Below are 21,640 nucleotides of genomic sequence, written 5' to 3' on the forward strand. Positions count from 1 at the left end.
CAATCTTTGGCTTATCTACCGCAGCTTTTTGCGCTTTATCTGGTTTGAAGGAAAACATAGATGAGGTGGTGTACCAACCATAATACGCGGCTTGCGTTCAGAAAGGAAAAACCAGAAAAAAATGGTGGGCATTCTGGTGGTTTTGACACCCCCACTTTTTAGGTTTAGCTTGTCAATCAGCCAGTTAATGGCAAAGGCGATCCCAGTCAGAGGAGCCAAATTTAAAAAGCCTGCTTTCGAGCAGGCTTTTTGCTTTTCTGTCTGTCCGTTTCCTTGCGGACTCAACATCCGCAGCCACCGCCGGGACGTTTGTTTCGCTCACCCGGGCACTGACGCTCCCCTGCGGGGAACGCCAGCGTTTTCCTCTCTCTTCCCCCGTCGCCGGTTAGCGGAACGGCGGTTCGTTGAAGGTGCGTAGCTTACGCGAATGCATGTGATCCCCCTCGGCGCGCAGCAGGTCGATGGCCCGAATGCCGATCTGCAGATGCTCAGAGATGGCCCCCTCATAAAAGCGGTTGGCCTGACCGGGGAGCTTGATCTCACCGTGCAGCGGCTTGTCCGAGACGCAGAGCAGCGTGCCGTAGGGGACGCGGAAGCGATAGCCCTGGGCGGCGATGGTCGCGCTCTCCATATCGATAGCCACCGCGCGGCTGAGATTAAAGCGCAGCGCGGAAGCGGAATAGCGCAGCTCCCAGTTACGGTCGTCGGTGGTGACCACCGTCCCGGTACGCAGCCGCTGCTTCACTTCCTCGCCCGGCATCCCGCTCACCTGCTTGGTGGCGTCGTACAGGGCGCGCTGCACTTCGGCAATGCTGGGGATGGGAATATCCGGCGGTAGCACCGCATCCAGTACATGGTCGTCGCGCAGATAGGCGTGGGCCAGCACATAGTCGCCGATGGCCTGGCTTTCACGCAGGCCACCGCAGTGGCCGATCATCAGCCAGACATCCGGGCGCAGCACCGCCAGGTGGTCGCAGATGGTTTTGGCGTTGGCCGGGCCGACGCCAATGTTAATCAGGGTGATCCCTTTGCCGTCGTGGGTGATCAGATGCCAGGCCGGCATCTGGTGCTTCTTCCACGCCAGATCGGAAATGGCCTGCTCCGGCGCTTCGGTTTCGGCGGTGATCCAGATCCCGCCGGCGCAGGAGAGGGCGATATAGGGGCTGTCAGGATCGAGGATCTGGCTGCAGCCCCAGCTGACAAACTCATCCACGTAGCGGGTATAGTTGGTGAACAGCACGTAGGGCTGGAAGTGTTCCGCCGGGGTGCCGGTATAGTGCCGCAGACGCGCCAGCGAAAAATCGACGCGGCGGGCGTCAAAGTGCGACAGCGGATAGAACTCGGTAGGATGGAACAGGCCGTCCGCGGTCTCATCGCCAATCTGCGACAGCTCGGTGGTCGGGAAATAGCGCGTCAGACCGGCGCTCATCGAACGGTCAAGGGTCAGGGTGGAACCGTCTATCACGTAAGGGTAGGGGATTTCATGCTGCGACAGCTCGACGCTAATATGGGCGCCATAGTCCTGATACAGCAGGGTCAGCTGTTCGAGCAAATAGTGGCGGAACAGTTTCGGGTTGGTGATGGTAGTGGTATAGCACCCTGCATGGGTGAAACGTCCCCAGGCGCGCGTTTTAAGGGCTTTATGATCGGCGCCGTCCCAGGAGACCGACAGCTGCGGATAGACAAAAAGGCCTTCCGCGCGGGCTTCGGTATCAGGGAGCGTATGATGGTCAATATAGTCGCCGATGGCTTTGCGCAACGCCGTGACCGAGGCTTCATAACGCGCTTCCAGCTCGGCAAGCGCTTGTTCCGGGGTCAGACTGGCGGCCTTGTTATTCATGATTCGCTCCTTGTTTCAGGTCTGCTGACATTCCCGATAGTATGTCACAGCGGGAAAAGGGCGAAGGGGAATTTATCTGTCAGTTGCGAAGATACTCAGATCAATACCGGCACAGGGGCCGGACTCGATTTATTTACCGGCGTTTGCCCAGCGCGCGCTGCTATAATGGCTGGCGTTGCGGATCTTCAATGTCTGCGCCGGATTATTATTCAGACAATAGCGCGCATCGGCCAGCGGTGTGAGTTTATCCCCTTCCCGCAGGCGGAGGCGACAGGCTTCAATCTCAGCGATCATCTCCAGTGCGCCGCTCTGGAGCACGACGCGGCAGGGGCTGGACGGAGAATTATCCTGGACTTTTTTTACCCACCACTCCATCTGTTTTTTTCCTCTCCTGGTGATACATCCGCCGATAATTCATGTTTCTTAAAAATCTGACAATAAGATTATCCCGCTGGTTTATGCAGTGTTTAAAAATAGGCGACCAAACGTTGATCTCAGCGGTAGGTTTTTTTTCGCCGGCAGGGAATGATCTGCCGGGTTTAATTTGCCGGAAGCGATGACTATGCTGAAAAGCAGACCGTGAGAAGCGCCTGTCAGGAATAGGGCAGAACGCGTTCGGCTACGCGATAAATATCAGAGAGAGCGTTATGAAGCATCTATTACGACACTGGCGAACGTCGGGCGCCGTTATCGGCTCACTGCTGAAAAAAGGGAGCATTGCGGTGCTGGCGCTGCTGGTAGTGTTTCTCGCCGGACGGATCTATGAGTCGCAGCGCGGCCCGGCGCTGCATCGCTGGCATACCTGGCGCGGCAACGAGATGGCGGCCAAAGAGATCGACCAGGCGACCTTTGCCCAATATCTGGCGCGGGAGAAGACCATTTTCGCCGATCTCCAGCGCGAGGTGACGGATGCTTTACCGGAGGAAGATAAAACCCCCGTCAACCGTTTTTATCGCCACAGCCGGGTGTGGCCGGGACAGTTTACGCAGGACTGGAACCGTTCTTTTATACTGTTGCCGCAGGGCAAGCCGCGCGGCAGCGTGGTGCTGCTCCATGGCCTGACCGATTCGCCCTACAGCGTGCGCTATCTGGCGCAACTCTGGCGGCAGCGGGGCTATGTGGCGGTGGCGCCGCGTTTGCCGGGCCATGGCACCGCGCCGGGGGCGTTAACCGCCGTTGACTGGGAGACCTGGCTGGCGGCAACGCGTCTGGCGGTGCGGGAAGCGACGCGCCTGGCAGGGGCGGACGTGCCGCTGCATCTGGTCGGCTACTCTAACGGCGGCGCGCTGGCGCTGAAGTATGCCCTCGATAGCCTGGAGGACAGCCACTTGCGCCAGCCGCAGCAGATTATCCTGTTGTCGCCGATGATCGGCGTGACGGCGTTTGCCCGTTTCGCCGGTCTCGCCGGGCTGCCGTCCATCTTCCCGGCGTTTGCCCGCGCGGCCTGGCTGAACGTGGCGCCTGAGTTTAATCCGTTCAAGTACAACTCGTTTCCGGTAAAAGCGGCGAGACAGTCCTGGCTGTTGAGCCAGGCGCTGCAGCAGCAGATTATTCGCGCGTCCCGTCAGGGGGCGCTGAAAGCGCTGCCGCCGGTCCTCACCTTTCAGTCGGTAATGGATTCCACCGTCAGCACCCGGGCGGTGGTGGAGTCCCTGTATCGCTACCTGCCGGACAACGGCAGCGAGCTGGTGGTGTTCGACATAAATCAGGCGGCGGATCTCCGGGTCCTGTTCCGTCCCGCGCTCTATGCGGCGGTGAATACGCTGTTGCCGCCGGCGCCGCGGGCCTATACCACGACGGTGGTGACCAACGCGACGGCGCACACCCTGCAGACCATCGCCCGTACCACGCTGGCGCAGGAACGGGAAGAGCATCGTTATCCTTTACACCTTGCCTGGCCGGCGGATATGTACTCCCTGTCGCATGTGGCAGTGCCGTTTCCCCTGAGCGACTCGCTGTATGGTCGTGAGCCGGACGAGAAGAACCGCTACGGCATTAGCCTGGGCACCATTTCACTGCGCGGAGAGACCGGGACGCTGAGCGTGGGGCTGGAGACGTTAATGCGCGTCACCTCCAATCCTTTCTTTCCGTGGATGCTGGCCCGCGTCGATGAGCATATCGCCTGCGGCGAGCAGGCGGCGGTGGTGGCCTGCCTGAAGGCGCAGGCCAGCGCGGAGGCGTTAAAAGAGGATCAGGTGCAGGACGGTGCGCAGCAGAATGCCGACGATCGCCGCGGGAGCCACGAAGCGAAACAGGCGGACAAACCGTGAGCTGATGCCGAGGAAAATACCGATCCCGGGCAGATCGAAGGTCTGGATCAGCAGGCCTGCCGAGGCGTTGACCTGGCTGACGGTGACTTTGCCCTGCTGGATCAGCTCGGAAATGACGCCAAAATAAGCGGTGCCCCCGGCGACGCACTTCACCAGCGCCGGCAGGACAAAGTTCTGCGGAATATGCAGCCAGCCGAGCACCGGTTTCAGCAGCTGCTGCAGCAGGTCGATGACGCCTGCGCCCTGCAGCAGTCCGACGATGGTTAACGACAGGATCAGCATCGGCACCGCGCCGAGCGCCAGGCGGATGGCGTCGGAGCCGGCGCTGTTGATCACCGCCAGAATGCCCTGACTGTTCTGCTCGGCGTTGGGCAGCGCTTCCGCGCGAGGGTTCTCGGCGACCGATAGGCGCCGTCCGGTGACGTGCCAGGCGACCGCCGCCGCGCACAGGCCGCCGACCACTGAGATAACGATCGAGGCCAGCCAGTGCAGGCCGAAAGGGGTGAGGGGATAAAAGACGTTGCCTTGCCCCATGGCGAAGACCATGGCCAGGGTGGCGGCCATTTGCCGGTCAGAAACGCCGCGTTTGTCCATAATCGACAGCGTGGCCAGCGGGGCGGCGAAGCTGACAAAGTTAATCTGGATCAGGGCGAAGGCGCTCATTCCGGTTAAGCCGAAGGGCTTCAGCAATGGCGCAACCCAGCGCACAATCACATCGAGGATGCCGCGGACCTCCAGATATTTCATGATAATCAGCATGATCACCATGATCGGCAACAGCGTATACAGCGCGACGTCAACGGACGATTTGCCCGCCGCCATAATGATGCTTATGACATCCATTTACGTTCTTTACCACTCGCAAAGCCATTCGTTCGCGTCATCATAATCCCGTGGGGAAGGAAATGATATGTCAGGATCGCCCCGGGGACCGGCGCCGTGGGGCGCCGGGAGGAGAGGATTACTGGCCGATGTTGACCAGCGTGCGGCCATGAATATTGTTGCTGAGGAAATCTGCGGCATACGCTGGCGCCTGCTCCAGCGTGATTTCTGTGGCTGCCTGTTGGTAGTAGCTTTCCGGCAGCAGCTGGGCCAGACGCTGCCACACCGCGTCGCGTTCTGCGGTGGGCACCATCACCGAATCCACCCCCTGCAGACGCACATTGCGCAGAATAAACGGCATCACGGTGGTTGGCAGATCGAAGCCCCCGGCCAGACCGCAGGCGGCGACGCAGCCGCGATAGTGCGTTTGCGCCAGCACTTTGGCCAGCATCGTGCCGCCAACGGTATCCACCGCGCCCGCCCACAGCTGTTTCTCCAGCGGGCGGGTCTCTGCAAAGTCGCTGCGCGGCAGGATGGCGTCGGCCCCGAGCTGGCGAAGGTAGTCGTGCGTCGACTCGCGGCCCGATACGGCCGTCACCCGGTAGCCGAGCGCTTTCATCAGGACCACCGCGGTGCTGCCGACCCCGCCGCTGGCGCCGGTGACCAGGATATCACCGCTTTCCGGGGTGATGCCCGCGCTGACGAGGGCATCAACGCACAGCATCGCGGTGAAGCCGGCGGTGCCGATGATCATCGCCTGGCGCGCGCTGAGCGCCTCCGGCAGGGCTACCAGCCAGTCGCCTTTGACACAGGCCTCGGTGGCCAGACCGCCCCAGTGGTTTTCGCCCACGCCCCAGCCGGTGAGGATCACGTCCTGGCCGGGAACAAAGCGCGGGTCGCGGCTTTCACTTACCCGGCCGGCAAAATCAATCCCCGGCACCATCGGGAACTGGCGGATGATTTTGCCTTTGCCGGTGATCGCCAGGGCATCTTTATAGTTGAGACTCGACCAGTCGATGGCGACCCGCACGTCGCCTTCGGTGAGGGCGGGCAGGTCAATCGCTTTGACGTCGGCCACGGTGCGGTTGTCAATCTGGTCCAGAACTAATGCTTTCATGACTGAGTATTCCTCGTCTGAAGGGAGTTATCGGCGCTATCGCCGTCCTGTGCAGGTGTTATTGTCATCATAGTGTGCGCAAAGAAATCCCAGTACTGGTTAAGGGGAGCGGCGGACTGGACCAGCCTGGCGCGCATCACCGCGCCTTCCCAGCCGATCCAGAACACCTGGGCCAGCGCCTCCGGCGAGGTGTCGCTGGCGATCGTCCCGGCAGCCCGCGCCTCGTGCAGGCAGCGGGCCACGCGCGCCTCCCATGCCGCCAGGATGGTCTGCAACCGCTGGGGAAATGCCTCGGGCAACAGGGGAGCTTCCTGCAGCAGGTTGCCTACCAGGCAGCCGCGACGAAACTGGTATTTCTCCATTCCCTGACCGGCATCACGCACGAAGGCCGCCATCCGTTCCAGCGGCGGCACGGCGTCGTCCAGCAGGAATTTATCTAATTTATGCGCAAAGTAGTCGCCATAGGCGGCAAGCACGGCGAGGCCAAAGGCCTCCTTGCTTTTGAAACAGTGGTAAAACGACCCCTTCGGCACGGCGATGTTCTTGATCACCGCATCAATACCCGCCGCGAGATAGCCCGTTTCGGTCAGCACCTCCAGGCCCGAGCGAATCAGCGCCTGTCGCGTGTCGACAAACTGGCGATCGGCCTTTGGCGGTCGGCCGCGGCGGGGCTTCTGGTTGGCGGAGGTAGCGGGATTCATCATTTAGACCGTATGGTTTAATTGTTTGTCAGGGTACCCCCAATCCCGGTGGGGGGCAAGTCATGTATGGCAGAGAAGGGCGGGAATTCGGGGCAGTCGGCTTATGAAGGCGACGCGGATTATCATCAATTATTAATGCGTGGTTCTCCGCGCGGCTGCCGCAGAGAATATCAATCCACTGACCATATATCTCTCTGGTCGACACGGAATGATAAGGATGAATGGTAGCGATTATATTGCCGGGCTGGCGATGATTGGCAGACCCTGGCGGATTGACAACTCCGGCATGATAAAACACATTGTCCCCCCTGAAGGGGCGCCGGTTGCCACCTCAGTTTAAATAAAAACGCCGCAAGACAGGAAAGCCTGTCCTTTATTATCGGCGTCTGGATAAATAACCCGCCGCCGAAACCACACCTGCGAAAAAGGAATAACAGCCTGATGTACAGAATGAATATTGCCGTCAAAGGAGGGGATGAATGTCGCTAATCGCTATTGTGCTGGTCTTTATGATGGCCATCGTGGTGACGGTGTTCATTTCCCATCTTCTGCCCGTTAAAGTGCCGCTGCCGCTGATCCAGATCGCCGCGGGCGCCGCGCTGGCCGCCGGTGGTTTTCAGGTCGATTTCGATCCGCACATCTTTTTGCTGTTGTTTATCCCGCCGCTGCTTTTCCTTGATGGCTGGCGGATCCCGAAAGACGCGTTTTTCCGCGATATGAAGCCGATTCTGTCGCTGGCGATAGGCCTGGTGATGGTCACTATCCTCGGCATTGGCCTGTTTATTCACTGGCTTATTCCGGCGATCACCGTGGCGGCGGGGTTTGCCCTGGCGGCGATTCTGTCACCCACCGATCCGGTGGCGGTATCGGCAATGACCGCCAGCTCGCCGCTGCCTTCCCGGATGGCGCATATCCTCGAAGGGGAATCGCTGTTAAACGATGCTTCGGGCCTCGTCGCTTTTAATTTCGCCATCGCCGCGGTGCTGACCGGCAGCTTCTCCCCGGGAGAGGCGGTGATGAAGTTTTTCCTGATGGCGTTCGGGGGCATCCTCAGTGGGCTCGTGGTGGTGTGGGTCACCGGCAAATGTAATAACTTTCTGGTGCGGCGCACCCGCGAGGAGCCGGCCATCCAGATCCTGATCAGCCTGCTTATCCCCTTCGCCGCCTACCTGCTGGCCGAGGCGTTCCGTGTCTCCGGCATTCTTGCCGCCGTCGCCGCCGGCATTGCGATGCACTATGAACAGCTGTCGGGGCCTCGGCTACCCGCGACGCGCATGAAAAGCAGCGCGGTGTGGTCCATGCTGCAGACTACCCTCAACGGGATGATCTTCCTGATGCTGGGCGAGCAGTTGCCCCGCATGCTCAGGACGTTGCCGGCGGTAGCCAGCCAGGCCGGCGTCCCTTCGCCCTGGTATCTGCTGCTGTACGCCGTGGCCATCACCCTCGCGCTCGGTCTGATGCGTTTCGCCTGGGTATGGCTGTCGATGACGCTGACCATTTTTCGCCGCAAACGGCGGGGCAAAGCCATCACCGTCCGTCCGCGATTCAGCATCCTCGCCGTCATGGCGCTGGCGGGGGTCAAAGGCTCCGTGACGCTCGCCGGTATTCTGACGCTGCCGGCGGTGCTGGCGGATGGTTCACCCTTCCCGGGCCGCGAACTGCTGATCTTTCTCTCAATGGCGGTGATCCTGATGTCGCTGGTGGTGGCGGCTATCGGTCTGCCGTTTATGACCCGCTATCTTGCCGATGATTTACCCCATGACACAGGCAAAGACGATATTGGCGCCGTCATGACCGAAGTGGCTATCAACCGGCTGAATGCGCTACTCGACGAGCCGGTGGAGGATCCGACTGAGCAGGCCCTGCGGGCTGATGCCGGCAATATGCTGCTGGAAACCTACCAGCGGCGGCTGCACTATAACGACAATGACGAAGGGCAGGACGTCGGGCTGGAGCTGGCTAAGCGCGCCAGGCTGGAGAAATATATGCAAAGAGAGGTCATTATCGCCCAGCGTCAGGAGCTGTTCCGGCTGCGTCGCGCCCACAACATTAGCGATATCACCTTTTATGAGGTGCTGCGAGAGATAGACCTGAAGGAAGAGAGCTTGCGCTAGGGGCGCCATCGCCGGAGGGGGGATCCTTCGCCTTCCGGCAGCGCGGCTGGCGCGGAAAAGCAAAAAGCCTGCTCGAAAGCAGGCTTTTTAAATTTGGCTCCTCTGACTGGACTCGAACCAGTGACATACGGATTAACAGTCCGCCGTTCTACCGACTGAACTACAGAGGAATCGTGTGAACGGGGCGCATATTAACGATGCCACCCGGCCTTGTCAAAGCCTGATTCAAAGAATTGCGTTCGACTGCTGACAATTTCAGCAACCCCCGCCCGCGCGCTGTTTTTTTCACCAGATTGCACCGTTGTAGTGCGAATGTACCCCTAATGGGGCATACCACAATCTGCTTACCGGGCAAATAAAAACCGGATTGCTATCACTATCCCTTATAACACCGCCTGTGGCGGGCAACGGCAGCGGAAATGAAAAGCTGGCAAGCAAATTGCAAAACCAGTTTCATCATACTTCCAGCGTTGACGCTGGCGTTCCTTACAGGAGGCAAAATGAACTTAAGACGACTGAAATATTTTGTGAAAATCGTCGATATCGGCAGTCTGACCCAGGCCGCTGAAGTCTTGCACATCGCCCAACCGGCCCTCAGCCAGCAGGTCGCGACCCTGGAAGGTGAAATGGACCAGCAGCTGCTGATACGCACCAAGCGAGGGGTCACGCCAACGGAAGCCGGTAAAATCCTTTATACCCATGCGCGGACCATTCTGCGCCAGTGTGAGCAGGCGCAGCTGGCGGTCAATAACGTCGGCCAGACGCTGCGTGGCCAGGTCTCGATCGGCCTGGCGCCGGGCACAGCGGCCTCCGCCATTACCATGCCGTTGCTGCAGACGGTGCGTAATGAGCTGCCCGAGGTGATGGTCTATCTGCAGGAAAGCAGCGGCACTGCGCTGAATGACAAGCTGCTGGCGGGCCAGCTCGATATGGCGGTGCTGTATGAGCGTTCGCCGGTGGCCGGCATCGTCAGTCAGCCGCTGCTGAAAGAAGACCTCTACCTGGTCGGCACCCGCGACTGCCCGGGGCAGAGCGTGGACCTCACGGCGGTGGCGGAGATGAACCTGTTCCTGCCGCGGGATTACAGCGCGGTACGGGCGCGGGTCACCGAGGCGTTCACCCTGCGTCGTCTGTCGGCGAAAATTATCGGCGAGATCGAATCCATTACCACCCTGACCGCGGCCATCGCCAGCGGCATGGGGGCGACGGTCCTGCCGGAATCCGCTGCCCGCTCCCTGTGCGGCGCGGCGAACGGCTGGATGGCGCGGATTAGCACGCCGTCAATGAGCCTGTCGCTGTCGCTGAACATGTCGGCGCGCGGCGGTTTGTCGCCGCAGGCGCAGGCGGTGAAGGAGATCCTGCTGTCTCTGGTGAGCCGTCCGTCGCTGGAGAACCGCGAACTGCAGCTGGTTAGTTAAGCTATATTCTCTTAAGGAATAAGTTGCTGGTTTTTATTATTTGTTACCCGGGACAACAGACTTTAACAATAGCAGATACGTTAAGTCCATTGGCCCGGAGGAAAGGGTGAACTTCCAGCAACTGAAAATTATCCGTGAGGCGGCCCGTCAGGATTACAACCTGACGGAAGTCGCGAATATGCTCTATACCTCGCAGTCAGGCGTCAGCCGCCATATCCGGGAACTGGAAGAGGAGCTGGGGATTGAGATCTTTATCCGTCGCGGCAAACGCCTGTTAGGCATGACCGAGCCGGGTAAAGCGCTGTTATCCATTGCTGAGCGGATCCTCAATGAAGCCAGCAACGTCCGGCGGCTGGCGGATCTCTTCACTAACGATGCCTCCGGCGTCTTAACCATCGCCACCACCCATACCCAGGCGCGCTACAGCCTGCCCCCGGTGATTAAAGCTTTCCGCGAGCTGTTCTCCGACGTTCGCGTCGAGCTGGTGCAGGGCACCCCGCAGGAAATCGAAGCGCTGCTGCATAACGGCGGAGCGGATATCGGCATCGCCAGCGAGCGTCTGAGCAACGACCCGACGCTGGCGGCTTTCCCCTGGTTCCGCTGGCATCACAGCCTGCTGGTACCCAAAGACCATCCCCTGACCCAGGTGTCTCCTCTGACGCTGGAGGCGATTGCCCGTTGGCCGTTAATCACCTATCGCCAGGGGATCACCGGCCGTTCGCGGATCGATGAGGCCTTCAACCGCAAAGGGTTGATGCCGGATATTGTGCTGAGCGCCCAGGATTCCGATGTGATCAAGACCTACGTCGAGCTGGGGCTGGGCGTCGGGCTGGTTGCCGAGCAGTCCGGGGATGCCCGCGAAGCGGATACCTTTACGCGGCTCGATACCCGCCATCTGTTTGATGCCAATACCGTATGGCTGGGACTGAAGCGGGGTCAGCTGCAGCGTAATTACGTCTGGCGCTTTATCGAATTGTGCAATGCCGGACTGTCGCTGGATGAGATCAAGCGCCAGGCGATGGAGCCGGAAGAGGCCGCTATCGACTATCAGATTTAAGGAAATGCTGGCCAGCGGATCGGGGAGAAGAAATGCCGCTATAATTCACACACGAGAGTCGCGACTGAGGAAGGGAAAATGACGATGCGGCGTGTGACATTACTCTGTTCGGCGCTGATGCTGTTCGCCAGCCACAGCGCGCTGGCCGTCAGCTATCCGCTGCCGCCGGAGGGGAGCCGTCTGGTGGGCAGCGCTTTTACCATTGCCGTGCCGGAGAACAACACTCAACCACTGGAAAGCTTTGCCGCCCAGTACGGCCAGGGGTTGAGCAATATGCTGGAGGCGAACCCCGGCGTCGATGTTTATTTGCCGCACTCCGGTTCGACGCTGACTATTCCGCAGCAGCTGATCCTGCCTGACACCGTGCGTGAGGGGATCGTTATCAACGTCGCCGAGATGCGCCTCTATTATTACCCGCCGCTGGGCAATAGCGTTGAAGTCCTGCCAATCGGCATTGGTCAGGCGGGACGCGAAACGCCGCGTAACTGGGTGACGGCGGTAGAGCGCAAGCAGGAAGGGCCCACCTGGGTACCGACCGCCAATACCCGCCGTGAATATGCGAAAGAGGGCAAAACCCTGCCGGCGATGGTGCCGCCCGGCCCCGATAATCCGATGGGGCTGTATGCGATCTATATCGGCAGGCTGTACGCCATCCACGGCACCAATGCCAACTTTGGCATCGGGCTGCGTGTCAGCCAGGGATGCATCCGCCTGCGCAATGACGACATTAAATTCCTGTTTGATAACGTACCGGTGGGGACGCGCGTCCAGCTGATCGATCAGCCGGTGAAGTACACCGTGGAACCGGATGGCAGCCACTGGCTGGAGGTGCACGAGCCGCTGTCGCGCAACCGGGCGGAATTTGAATCCGACAGAAAAGTCCCCTTGCCGATGACCTCGGCGCTGCGCGAATTTACTCAGGGACCGGGAGTGAGTCCTTCGCAGGCCGAGCAAACCCTGCAGCGCCGCTCCGGCATGCCGGTGAATATCAGCGCCACAGCGGCGCAGGGGAGTTTGTAGCGGGTCGTTTAGCCTCATTAACGGCTATTGTAAGAAGGCTCTTGTGCTGTCGATGCATTCAACGTTGTTGGGGATAAGGATCGGGAAACCGATCCTTAACTTATCAACAGTGGCGGTGATGGCGTGTTAATGAGGGCGCCAGGAGAGGCTCAGGCGGAGATGATAAAGTCTGCAAATATATCTATGGACTTAATATTGTTACTGAGGATCTTTTTTTTGGCTGCCATTGTCCATGAAAGCGAAGATCCCCGTTATGATAGCCAATATCCAGAATATAATACTGATGAGTGCTGCAGAATCCCTATTGTCAAAACACGCCTGACCACAGTCACTACTACTGACCCCCATCGTTGTTGATAAGCGAATCAGGGGGCTGGGATGTCGTTATTTATTGTTGGCAATCGGGACATGCTGCTGCATCACTTCAACGATCCAGTCAATAAAAACGCGCAGCTTGGCGTTGACATGGCGGTTCGGTGGAAACGCCAGGTACAGAGGCATTGGGCTAATCCGCCATTGTGTAAATAATGGAATCAAAGCGCCAACGGCCTGATGCGCTGCCGCCATATAGTTGGGCAGCGCAATCACGCCTAAGCCAGCTAACCCAGCTTCGAGGTAAGCATTGCCATCATCCACGGCAAGGACGTAGTTGCCCGTGATTTCAATACGTTCATTCTCACTGCGCAGTACCAAAGGATCAATCTTACTGGTGCGTGAGGACAAGAATCCCACTATGCAATGGTCAGTATTTTGCAGCTCTCGCGGGTGTGCGGGAGCGCCAAGGCGTTCCACATAACGGGGGGCGACGTAGACGCCGATTGGCAAATCGCCGACATGGCGTGCGATTAGGGACTGGTCGGTGATTTCGCCACCGCGCAGGACGCAATCCACGTTGTCGCCGATCAGATCTACCTTCCGGTCGCTCACGCCCATGTCGAACTGGATATCAGGGTAGCGGGCGTGGAAAGCCGGTAGCGCCGGCACCAGGATGAGGCGGGCTAGCGGACTGGGCACATCCACCCGTAGCCTTCCCCTGGGCGTCATCGCCGCACTGGACAGGCTGTTTTCAGCATCCTCCATGTCCGCCAGCAGGCGGATGACGCGCTCGTAGTAGACCGCGCCATCGGGAGTCACCCCAAGCTTGCGGGTGGTGCGATGGAGCAATTTGACGCGCAGTCGCGCTTCCAGTTGCTGAATGAGTTGCGTCACCGTGGTTTTGCTCATATGAAGCGTTTGGGCAGCCTTCGTGAAGCTCCCTGCCTCCACCACCCGAGCAAAGGCGCGCATCGCATCGAAACGATCCATTTCTTATCCTGTCTTTCATCGATTGTTTGGATATTACAAACAATGAGGGACAAAGTCGCTTGTTTATCCGCCCGATCTGGCCGTTGTACAGTGTCTTTACATTCACCGGGCTGAATTCGCCCCAGCATAAAGGTACAAATATGACAGCACGCGAAGCCGTTTTTCCCCTCGGTCGGCAGGCGCTCTATGAGCGCAATCGTTATTCACCGGCCATCAAATCCAATGGTTTCTTGTTTGTTTCTGGGCAGGTGGGTAGCCACGAGGATGGTTCGCCTGAGCACGATCTGGAAGCACAGGTCAGGCTGGCGTTCAAAAATCTTAATGCTGTGCTCGCAGCGGCGGGCTGCACGTTTAGGGACGTGGTTGACGTTACCCTCTTTGTCGTCGATCCTGAGTCAAATCTCGACGCTATCTGGAGTATCCTGCCAGAATATTGGGGAGAAGCGCCTTACCCTACGCTGACCGGGATCGGCGTGACGTGGCTTTATGGATTTAAGTTCGAGATTAAGGTTATTGCCAGGCTACCCTAAGCGTTACGGGTCTTTCCGCCAGTTGGGCAGTCCGCGCTGTCTGCAGCGGTAACTGCCGAATCGGGATCGTCTGCTACCCAGCAGTAGACCCAATGGTTACCGTCGGATCGAAAGTCTGTAGCCATAAGGTTGGGAGCAGCGGCGCTGCTTTTCACCTGCGGGGATCGCATACGGAACGTTGGACGGTACCAACGGTACGATGCTGCTTATACCCGCTGGCGTGGGGCTCACGGAAAGCAAAAGGCCCGCTCAGGTTTCCCTGAGCGGGCTTTTTAAATTTGGCTCCTCTGACTGGACTCGAACCAGTGACATACGGATTAACAGTCCGCCGTTCTACCGACTGAACTACAGAGGAATCGTGTGAACGAGGCGCATACTACTGGCCCGGCATTTTTGTGTCAACACTAAAATTAACTTGCTGATTCAACTGGCTAAATTTAGCTCAACACGTTGTTTTAGTGAACAATGCGCCGATCGTCTTCGTCCTGCAGGCCATTTTCACGTATGCGCGCCAGCGGATCCTGGCGGTAAAAATGGCAAAAACGCTGCCACAGGGCCGGGAAGCGGGGCGCGAACAGTTCAGGCGCGCTGAAAAAATATTCCGAAAGGACGGCGAAGCATTCCGCGGGATCGGTGGCGGCATAGGCGTCAATGCTGGCGGCGCTTTCCCCTACCAGATCTATCTCATCCTGAATGTTGTTCATCGCCGCGTGGAGATCGTGCTCCCAGCCGGCGACTTCGCGCAGTGGGATCAGCGGCACCCCGCTGGCCCGATCGCCATTCCGCGCATCAAGCTTATGCGCCACCTCATGCACCACAAGGTTAAAGCCTGACGCATCAAAGGAGTCCTGAATATCCAGCCAGTTCAGCACTACGGGACCCTGCTGCCAGCTTTGCCCCGACTGCACCACCCGCTGGTTGTGGACCAGACCAATATCATCCTCCCATTCATCATCCACAACAAAGGGGGCAGGGTAGATCAGCACTTCATGAAAACCGTCCAGCCACTCAATCCCCAGCTCAAGTACCGGCAGGCAAAAGAGCATAGCTATCCGCGCCTGGTGCAACGGAGTCAGCTCCAGCCCCTGAAGCGCCACCAGACGTTTTTGCTGTAAGAAACGGGCAGCCATCTGCGTCAGCTTGTGCTGCTCAGCGGGCGAAAGGTGGGCTAAAACCGGAATGGCAAGCGCTTGCTCCCAGGGCATCTCTGCGTTGCCGGACTCATCATCTGCTTTCCAGGGCCATTTAAACATCATATTGCTCGCAAAGTCGTCACTTGAACACGATTACCGAAACGGGAGCTATTAAAATGCCAAAGATCCTGGCATTATAGCAACCACAACAGCGGAGAGATGCCGGAGCGGCTGAACGGACCGGTCTCGAAAACCGGAGTAGGGGCAACTCTACCGGGGGTTCAAATCCCCCTCTCTCCGCCAACTATTCTTTCTCTGACCATTCCCCTTCAATAACACCGTTAGCTTCAGGTATAACGCCTGCGCTGGGGTATCGCCATCATCATCGTCCTGGTTTCAGCGTAAAGACGCGGTAGTGCGCCTTGTCCTTTTGTGGTCTTACCGCCGCAATTTGCCCGAACGAGCTTAAACGCATCATAAAGAGGGAAGGTACGCCTGGAAAGCGGCAATGTTGAAAAGAGTGATCTCAACGGAGCGGGAACAAGAAAAAGCCCGCTGAGCGCGGGCTTTGATGGGGATCAGAACTGGTAAACCAGACCGAGGGCCACGATATCATCGGTCGAGATACCGTTGTTGCGGTAGAAGCGGTCGTCTTCATCCAGCAGGTTGATTTTGTAATCCACATAGGTGGACATATTCTTATTGAAGTAGTAGGTCATGCCGATGTCGACATACTTGACCAGATCCTTGTCGCTATAGCGAGAGTAGTTGTAAAGATCTTTCCCCTTCGATTGCAGATAGGCCACGGATGGACGCAGCGGTAAATTATACTCATCGAACTGGTACTGGGCGACGACTTCAAAGTTCTGCGTCTTGTTGGCAATAGCGCCGTTGCCGTAGAAGGTCATGTTGCGGGTTTCCGCATACATGGCGGCCAGATAGATGTTGTTGGCGTCATATTTTGCGCCGACGGTCCAGGCCTCGGCTTTATCACCGTTAGCGTAAATATGGCTGCTGCGTGCTGCCGCCAGCTGGTTATGGGTACGGTCGGAAGCCGAGTAGGCGGCCCCGAAGCTGATGCCCATATCGAGATCGTAGTAGCTGGAAATACCAAACCCGTCGCCATTTTCCCGCGCCAGTTTACGAGCGCCACCGTTGTTTGTGCCTTCGCCAGAACCGGCGTTTTCATTATTCCCCTGATACTGCAGGGCGAAATGCAGGCCGTCGACGAGGCCGAAGAAATCGCTGTTACGGTAGGTGGCCACCCCGTTGGTGCGGCCGGTCATGTAAACGTCGGTCTGGGTGTAGGTATCGCCGCCGAATTCCGGCAGCATATCAGTCCAGGATTCGATGTCGTACACCACGCCGTAGTTACGGCCATAGTCCAGTGAGCCATAGTCAGCAAACTTCAGACCGGCGAAGGCCAGACGGGTCCAGGAGTTTGCGCCTTCCCCTTCGCTGGTATTGGCCTTGACATTGTATTCCCACTGACCGTAGCCGGTTAACTCGGAAGCGATCTGCGTTTCGCCTTTGATGCCTAAGCGAGCATAGGTCTGGTCACCGTCCTCGCTGGTGTCGTCAGAGAAGTAACGCAGGCCGTCGACTTTCCCATAAAGGTCCAGTTTGTTGGCGTTATTGTTATAAATTTCCGCGGCATTAACGGCATTAACGGCATTGACCATGAGTAATGCCGGTACCATGAGTGCCAGTACTTTTCTCTTCATTATATATTCCCTTTTAATAATAATTTCTGTGAATTATGACAATCCCTCCGGAATGCCTGTCAGATACTAACGACTAAGTTCATTTTTATTTAAAATAAAATATGTAAATAAATAATGTAAGATATTGCAAGATATTTCTATGTGGTTCATTATATTAAATTTAAATAAATCTGTTTTAATAATTATTTTGTTGTATAGCAATAGGTTATGTTGCTTCGTTGCGATCGTGGTTAACTGAATGAAATTATTTATATTAATTTACAGTGAGTTGATTATTCAGCCTTTAAATATAATTTATTAGTCAATGCCGCCGGCGGAGGTATAATTGCAATACACGGCATGGCTGGGTGTCGTTAATGTTTAAGTCTGTGGGTAAAGAATAAAAAAACAACCCTGCGTATTTCCGTTGGCAGAATAAGTAATAAGTATGTGCAGAAGACAAGGATGAAACTGCTGCCTGTGGCGCAGTATGGCGGTATAATGTGATGAATGTCACGTTTTTGAGTGGCGGTAGTATGATTTGTCACGGAGAGGAATGAGATGGAAGAGCAGGCAAAACGCAGCCCGGGCGGCAAACTTGCGCTATGGGCGTTGTATGCCTTTTGCGGATATTGTGTCTGGGTCATTGTGCGTTACTGGTGGGTGGTGGGAAAAATTCACAGTGTCCCCGGCGCCAGTGCGGAGGGCGATTTTGGCACCATGGCAGGGAAATGGCTTGGCGCCCTGCTGGGAATGCTGGTGCTCGCCGGCATTGGCGCGATCCTCGGCGCTGTCGTCTGGTATACACGGCCCTCCGGAAGCGGGCGGGATCATCGGTCGTAAAGTTGCTATGCTCGAGGCTGACCTACAGATAAAGGAACGCCTATGAACCTGGTTGACTGGCAGCAGCGATTTGAGCACTGGATACTGACGCACCACGCCCGGGAGGATGCGGCGCACGATCTGTCCCATTTTCGTCGCGTCTGGGCCACCGCCACCCGGCTGGCCGCCGGGGAGGAGGAGGTCGACGGGCTGGTGCTTCTCACGGCCTGCTATTTTCATGACATTGTCAGTCTGCCTAAAAATCATCCGGAGCGAAGCCGCTCCTCAATGATGGCGGCCGAGAAAACCCTGGCTATTTTGCAGTCGTCGTTTGCCGATTTTCCCGCAGACCGGTATGCGGCGGTCAGCCACGCTATTGAGGCGCACAGCTTCAGCGCGGCGATCCCGCCGCGCACGCTGGAGGCGAAAATCGTCCAGGACGCCGACCGTCTCGAGTCGCTGGGGGCGATAGGCCTGGCGCGGGTCTTCGCCGTCGCCGGCGCCCTGAACACCATTCTGTTTGATGCCGACGATCCTTTCGCCGACCGGCGAGCGCTGGATGACAGAAAATATGCCCTCGACCATTTCCAGTACAAGCTCCTGCGCCTGCCGGAAACCATGCAGACCGCCGGAGGAAGGGCTATGGCGCAGCATAATGCGCGCTTCCTCGTCGAGTTTATGGCCAAGATCAGCGCGGAGCTGAAGGGGGAACCCCTGGCGCTGGATGAGGCGGTTTTACGCCGCTTTGCACCGCAGCCGTCAACCGACCAGTGATTTATGGTACTCTCTGCAAAAATCGTCCGCGCTGGTTGAGGATATGCCACAAAAGTTAAGCAAGGAAAACAGGTCGTTGTCATTGACGGAACAGGCCGGTGAAGAGGCTCAGGCGCTGCTGCGCCAGCTGATGACGATCTACGATGTGAAAACGCTGGTCGCCGAACTGGTGAGCGTCGGGGAGCAGCACTGGAGCGCGGCGATCCTCAAGCGCGTGGCGGCCGTCAGCCGCGCGGCAGCGCGTTTGCGTCCGCAGGAGGTCGCTCATCTGGCGACGCTGCTGCCGTCGCCGCCGGCCCATCATCCGCACTATGGATTCCGCTTTGTCGATCTGTTTGCCGGTATCGGCGGGATCCGCAGCGGTTTTGAAGCTATCGGCGGGCAGTGCGTCTTTACCAGCGAGTGGAACAAGCATGCGGTGCGCACCTATAAGGCCAACTGGTATTGTGATCCGCAGCAACACCGTTTCAATGAAGATATTCGCGATATCACCCTCAGCCATCGCCCCGACGTTAGCGATGACGAGGCGGCGCAGCATATCCGCGAGACTATCCCGCAGCATGATGTGCTGCTGGCCGGCTTTCCCTGCCAGCCTTTCTCACTTGCCGGCGTGTCGAAAAAAAATGCCATGGGCCGCGCCCACGGCTTTGCCTGCGAAACCCAGGGGACGCTGTTTTTTGATGTAGTGAGAATTATCGCTGCCCGTCAGCCGGCGATCTTTGTGCTGGAGAATGTTAAAAATCTCAAAAGCCACGATCAGGGGCGGACCTTCCGCATCATCATGCAGACGCTGGATGAGCTGGGGTATGAGGTCGCTGACGCCGGGCATAGCGGGCCGGACGATCCGAAGGTGATCGACGGGCGCCATTTCTTACCGCAGCACCGGGAGCGCATCGTGCTGGTGGGCTTCCGTCGCGATCTGCAGCTGCACGAGGGGTTTACGCTGCGCGATATCGCGGCGCTATACCCGACGGTTCGGCCAACATTTGGCGAGCTGCTGGAGCCGACGGTGGATGCCAAATTTATCCTCACGCCGGTACTGTGGAAATATCTTTATCGATATGCCCGCAAACATCAGGCGCGGGGCAATGGCTTTGGTTATGGCCTGGTGGACCCCGCCAATCCCCACAGCGTGGCCCGGACGCTCTCCGCCCGCTACTATAAAGATGGCGCCGAAATTCTCGTCGATCGCGGCTGGGATCGGCCGCTGGGCGAGACGCATTTTGACGATCCGCAGAATCAACAGCGGCGTCCTCGTCGGTTGACGCCGCGGGAGTGCGCCCGGTTGATGGGTTTCGAATCGCCTCAGGGGGCGCGTTTCCGCATCCCGGTGTCGGATACCCAGGCCTATCGTCAGTTCGGCAACTCGGTGGTGGTTCCGGTCTTCGCCGCGGTGGCGAAGCTCCTGGCCCCGCGCATCGCTCAGGCGGTGGCGCGTCGCGAAGCGGGTGATAACGATGGCGGATGTTCACGATAAAGCCACGCGCAGTAAAAATATGCGGGCTATCGCCACGCGCGATACGGCGATCGAGAAGCGGATAGCGGCGCTGTTGACTCAGGCGGGATTCACCTTTGTTGCCCAGGAGCGCGAGCTGCCGGGACGCCCTGATTTCGCTTTACCCGATTACCGTTGCGTCATCTTTACCCACGGCTGTTTCTGGCATCACCATGACTGTTACCTGTTTAAGGTGCCGGCCACCCGGACGGCGTTCTGGCTGGACAAGATCGCCGGCAACGTGGCGCGCGATGCCCGTGACCGGCAAAAGCTGGCCGAGCAGGGCTGGCGGGTGCTTATCGTCTGGGAATGCGCCCTGCGCGGTCGGCTGAAGCTGAATGACGAGGCGCTCACCGAGCGTCTGGAAGAGTGGATCTGCGGCGCCGGACACGACGCGCAGATCGACACCCAGGGGATCCGCGAACTGGCGCTTATTTCGACGCCTTACAAGGGGTCGCTTCGCTGCGAACCGGGAAAAGGTATTTCCCCAGCGTCACCAGCACGACGGCAAAAATAATCACCGCCAGCGCCAGCCACTCGATCAGGGACAGGCTTTCGCCACCGAATCCGGTACCAAGCAGAACCGCCACCACCGGGTTGACATAGGCGTAGCTGGTGGCTACCGCCGGGGTGACATTGCGGATCAAAAACATATAGGCGTTGATGGCAATCAGCGAGCCAAAGATAGCCAGGTAGGCCACAGCGGCGATCCCGGACCACGACGGAACACGGGTTAAGGTTTCGCCGCTCAGCCATGACGCGGCCAGCAGGACGATCCCGGCGGCGAGCATCTCGATTGCCCCCGCCATCATGCCGGTCGGCAGCTCGATCCGCGAGCCGTAAACCGAGCCAAAGGCCCAGCTCAGGGAGCCAATCAGGATCAGCAGCGCGCCCCAGGGGTTGCCGTTCAGGTTGCCTCCGCTGTTAAGCATCACAATACCCGCGAGGCCAATGGCAATCCCCAGCCATTCCAGTTTACGAGTGGCGATGCCGAAAAAGCGGCTGAAGCACAGGGTGAACAGCGGAACGGTGGCGACCATGACCGCGGCGATCCCGGAGGGAACGTGCTGATGTTCGGCCAGGGTGACAAAGCCGTTGCCGACGGCCAGCAGCAAAACCCCGATCAGCGCGGCGTTAAGCAACGGTCCGCGGGCCGGCAGTTTATGGCCGGTGGCCAACAGCCATCCCAGCAGCAGCACGCCGGCAGAGAGAAAGCGAATTCCGGCCATCATCAGCGGCGGCCAGCTGGCGACGCCGACGGCGATGGCGAAATAGGTAGAGCCCCAAATGATATACAGCGCAAACAGCGCCCCGATAAGCGGTAACAGCTGACGGGTAGACATACTTCCTCACGACGGTGCAGAGATAGAAAGGGGACATATAGTAAACGTGAAAACTATCCTGCTGGCGAGCGCTTAATTTGCGTCAGGTTGTTAAATTTATATTGACTAATTGTACCTTGGGCAGCGGCCGTTTTTTAACGCATACTCGAGGGAGACATTGATGAAAAGAGAAGGAA

Annotated in this window: 20 protein-coding genes, 3 tRNA genes and 1 pseudogene; 12 read left to right on the plus strand and 12 right to left on the minus strand. The window is 58.2% G+C overall.

Going from position 1 to position 21,640, the window contains the following annotated elements:
- Nucleotides 1-15: 15 nt before the first annotated feature.
- The 3 genes from ACLH1U_RS00425 to pmrD form a co-directional block, all read right to left on the minus strand.
- Nucleotides 16-288 (minus strand): hypothetical protein, encoded by a 273-nt coding sequence (locus ACLH1U_RS00425; protein ID WP_411299132.1) that lies wholly within the window; start codon nt 286-288, stop codon nt 16-18.
- A 97-nt stretch (nt 289-385) separates the two neighbouring features.
- A complete protein-coding gene (locus ACLH1U_RS00430; protein WP_023290306.1) occupies nt 386-1,840 on the minus strand; it encodes an AMP nucleosidase in 1,455 nt (484 codons plus the stop codon).
- A 129-nt stretch (nt 1,841-1,969) separates the two neighbouring features.
- Complete coding sequence (gene pmrD, locus ACLH1U_RS00435; RefSeq protein ID WP_023290305.1) at nt 1,970-2,215, minus strand: signal transduction protein PmrD; 246 nt, start codon at nt 2,213-2,215, stop codon at nt 1,970-1,972.
- A gap of 272 nt (nt 2,216-2,487) precedes the next feature.
- Here pmrD and ACLH1U_RS00440 point away from each other — a divergent pair, with 272 nt between their 5' ends.
- Complete coding sequence (locus ACLH1U_RS00440; RefSeq protein ID WP_060590218.1) at nt 2,488-4,110, plus strand: alpha/beta hydrolase; 1,623 nt, start codon at nt 2,488-2,490, stop codon at nt 4,108-4,110.
- Here the strand turns inward: ACLH1U_RS00440 and ACLH1U_RS00445 are convergent.
- The 3 genes and pseudogenes from ACLH1U_RS00445 to ACLH1U_RS00455 all read right to left on the minus strand — a co-directional run bounded on the left by ACLH1U_RS00445 (nt 4,021) and on the right by ACLH1U_RS00455 (nt 6,750).
- Complete coding sequence (locus ACLH1U_RS00445; RefSeq protein ID WP_048336040.1) at nt 4,021-4,953, minus strand: nucleoside recognition domain-containing protein; 933 nt, start codon at nt 4,951-4,953, stop codon at nt 4,021-4,023. The two genes, ACLH1U_RS00440 and ACLH1U_RS00445, sit on opposite strands and share 90 nt — an antisense overlap.
- 118 nt (nt 4,954-5,071) lie before the next feature.
- Complete coding sequence (locus ACLH1U_RS00450) at nt 5,072-5,986, minus strand: MDR family oxidoreductase (protein WP_411299120.1); 915 nt, start codon at nt 5,984-5,986, stop codon at nt 5,072-5,074.
- Nucleotides 5,925-6,750: pseudogene (locus ACLH1U_RS00455) on the minus strand (TetR/AcrR family transcriptional regulator). The gene ACLH1U_RS00450 and the pseudogene ACLH1U_RS00455 overlap by 62 nt, the downstream one beginning before the upstream one ends.
- Nucleotides 6,751-6,967: 217 nt before the next feature.
- On the opposite strand from ACLH1U_RS00455, the gene ACLH1U_RS00460 reads away from it, so the two are divergent.
- Together ACLH1U_RS00460 and ACLH1U_RS00465 are read left to right on the plus strand one after the other, a co-directional pair.
- On the plus strand, nt 6,968-7,090 hold the full coding sequence (locus ACLH1U_RS00460; protein WP_256562781.1) for a hypothetical protein: 123 nt from the start codon (nt 6,968-6,970) through the stop codon (nt 7,088-7,090).
- A gap of 139 nt (nt 7,091-7,229) precedes the next feature.
- Nucleotides 7,230-8,864: a Na+/H+ antiporter gene (locus ACLH1U_RS00465; RefSeq protein ID WP_117132508.1), complete on the plus strand. Its 1,635-nt coding sequence runs from the start codon at nt 7,230-7,232 to the stop codon at nt 8,862-8,864.
- A 94-nt stretch (nt 8,865-8,958) separates the two neighbouring features.
- Here the strand turns inward: ACLH1U_RS00465 and ACLH1U_RS00470 are convergent.
- Nucleotides 8,959-9,034, minus strand: a tRNA-Asn gene (locus ACLH1U_RS00470).
- A 330-nt stretch (nt 9,035-9,364) separates the two neighbouring features.
- On the opposite strand from ACLH1U_RS00470, the gene nac reads away from it, so the two are divergent.
- The 3 genes from nac (at nt 9,365) to ldtA (ending at nt 12,359) form a co-directional block, all read left to right on the plus strand.
- Nucleotides 9,365-10,282, plus strand: a complete 918-nt coding sequence (gene nac, locus ACLH1U_RS00475; protein WP_004203498.1) for a nitrogen assimilation transcriptional regulator NAC — start codon at nt 9,365-9,367, stop codon at nt 10,280-10,282.
- A 106-nt stretch (nt 10,283-10,388) separates the two neighbouring features.
- Nucleotides 10,389-11,339, plus strand: coding sequence for an HTH-type transcriptional regulator Cbl (gene cbl, locus ACLH1U_RS00480; protein WP_004180456.1), 951 nt, complete (start codon nt 10,389-10,391; stop codon nt 11,337-11,339).
- 78 nt (nt 11,340-11,417) lie between these two features.
- Nucleotides 11,418-12,359 carry a L,D-transpeptidase gene (ldtA, locus tag ACLH1U_RS00485; RefSeq protein WP_023290298.1) on the plus strand — a complete coding sequence of 314 codons (942 nt, stop codon included), beginning with the start codon at nt 11,418-11,420 and terminating at the stop codon, nt 12,357-12,359.
- A 384-nt stretch (nt 12,360-12,743) separates the two neighbouring features.
- Here the strand turns inward: ldtA and ACLH1U_RS00490 are convergent, their stop codons facing one another.
- On the minus strand, nt 12,744-13,664 hold the full coding sequence (locus ACLH1U_RS00490) for a LysR family transcriptional regulator (RefSeq protein WP_032453414.1): 921 nt from the start codon (nt 13,662-13,664) through the stop codon (nt 12,744-12,746).
- Between the two features lie 140 nt (nt 13,665-13,804).
- Here ACLH1U_RS00490 and ACLH1U_RS00495 point away from each other — a divergent pair, with 140 nt between their 5' ends.
- On the plus strand, nt 13,805-14,194 hold the full coding sequence (locus tag ACLH1U_RS00495; protein ID WP_023290296.1) for a RidA family protein: 390 nt from the start codon (nt 13,805-13,807) through the stop codon (nt 14,192-14,194).
- Nucleotides 14,195-14,473: 279 nt separating this feature from the next.
- On the opposite strand, the gene ACLH1U_RS00500 is transcribed toward ACLH1U_RS00495, so the two are convergent.
- Both ACLH1U_RS00500 and mtfA read right to left on the minus strand, forming a co-directional pair.
- Nucleotides 14,474-14,549, minus strand: a tRNA-Asn gene (locus ACLH1U_RS00500).
- A gap of 100 nt (nt 14,550-14,649) precedes the next feature.
- On the minus strand, nt 14,650-15,450 hold the full coding sequence (gene mtfA, locus ACLH1U_RS00505) for a DgsA anti-repressor MtfA (RefSeq protein WP_411298985.1): 801 nt from the start codon (nt 15,448-15,450) through the stop codon (nt 14,650-14,652).
- 90 nt (nt 15,451-15,540) lie between these two features.
- On the opposite strand from mtfA, the gene ACLH1U_RS00510 reads away from it, so the two are divergent.
- A tRNA-Ser gene (locus tag ACLH1U_RS00510) sits at nt 15,541-15,630 on the plus strand.
- A gap of 275 nt (nt 15,631-15,905) precedes the next feature.
- Here the strand turns inward: ACLH1U_RS00510 and ompC are convergent.
- Nucleotides 15,906-17,051 (minus strand): porin OmpC, encoded by a 1,146-nt coding sequence (gene ompC, locus ACLH1U_RS00515; protein WP_101861970.1) that lies wholly within the window; start codon nt 17,049-17,051, stop codon nt 15,906-15,908.
- Nucleotides 17,052-17,591: 540 nt separating this feature from the next.
- Between ompC and drpB the strand changes: the two genes are divergently transcribed.
- From drpB to ACLH1U_RS00535, 4 genes are all read left to right on the plus strand, one after another.
- A complete protein-coding gene (drpB, locus tag ACLH1U_RS00520) occupies nt 17,592-17,873 on the plus strand; it encodes a cell division protein DrpB (RefSeq protein ID WP_023290293.1) in 282 nt (93 codons plus the stop codon).
- Nucleotides 17,874-17,915: 42 nt separating this feature from the next.
- Nucleotides 17,916-18,626 (plus strand): phosphohydrolase, encoded by a 711-nt coding sequence (locus ACLH1U_RS00525; protein ID WP_411298986.1) that lies wholly within the window; start codon nt 17,916-17,918, stop codon nt 18,624-18,626.
- Between the two features lie 76 nt (nt 18,627-18,702).
- Nucleotides 18,703-20,103: a DNA cytosine methyltransferase gene (locus ACLH1U_RS00530; protein ID WP_411298987.1), complete on the plus strand. Its 1,401-nt coding sequence runs from the start codon at nt 18,703-18,705 to the stop codon at nt 20,101-20,103.
- Nucleotides 20,084-20,638: a very short patch repair endonuclease gene (locus ACLH1U_RS00535; protein WP_372588445.1), complete on the plus strand. Its 555-nt coding sequence runs from the start codon at nt 20,084-20,086 to the stop codon at nt 20,636-20,638. Before ACLH1U_RS00530 ends, ACLH1U_RS00535 begins: the two co-directional genes overlap by 20 nt.
- Here the strand turns inward: ACLH1U_RS00535 and yedA are convergent.
- Nucleotides 20,553-21,464 (minus strand): drug/metabolite exporter YedA, encoded by a 912-nt coding sequence (gene yedA, locus ACLH1U_RS00540; protein ID WP_023290289.1) that lies wholly within the window; start codon nt 21,462-21,464, stop codon nt 20,553-20,555. The genes ACLH1U_RS00535 and yedA overlap by 86 nt on opposite strands.
- Nucleotides 21,465-21,640 lie beyond the last annotated feature (176 nt).

It is taken from the genome of Klebsiella sp. 1SOBk5mer (genome assembly GCF_046603115.1).
Classification (GTDB): Bacteria; Pseudomonadota; Gammaproteobacteria; order Enterobacterales; family Enterobacteriaceae; genus Klebsiella; species Klebsiella quasipneumoniae.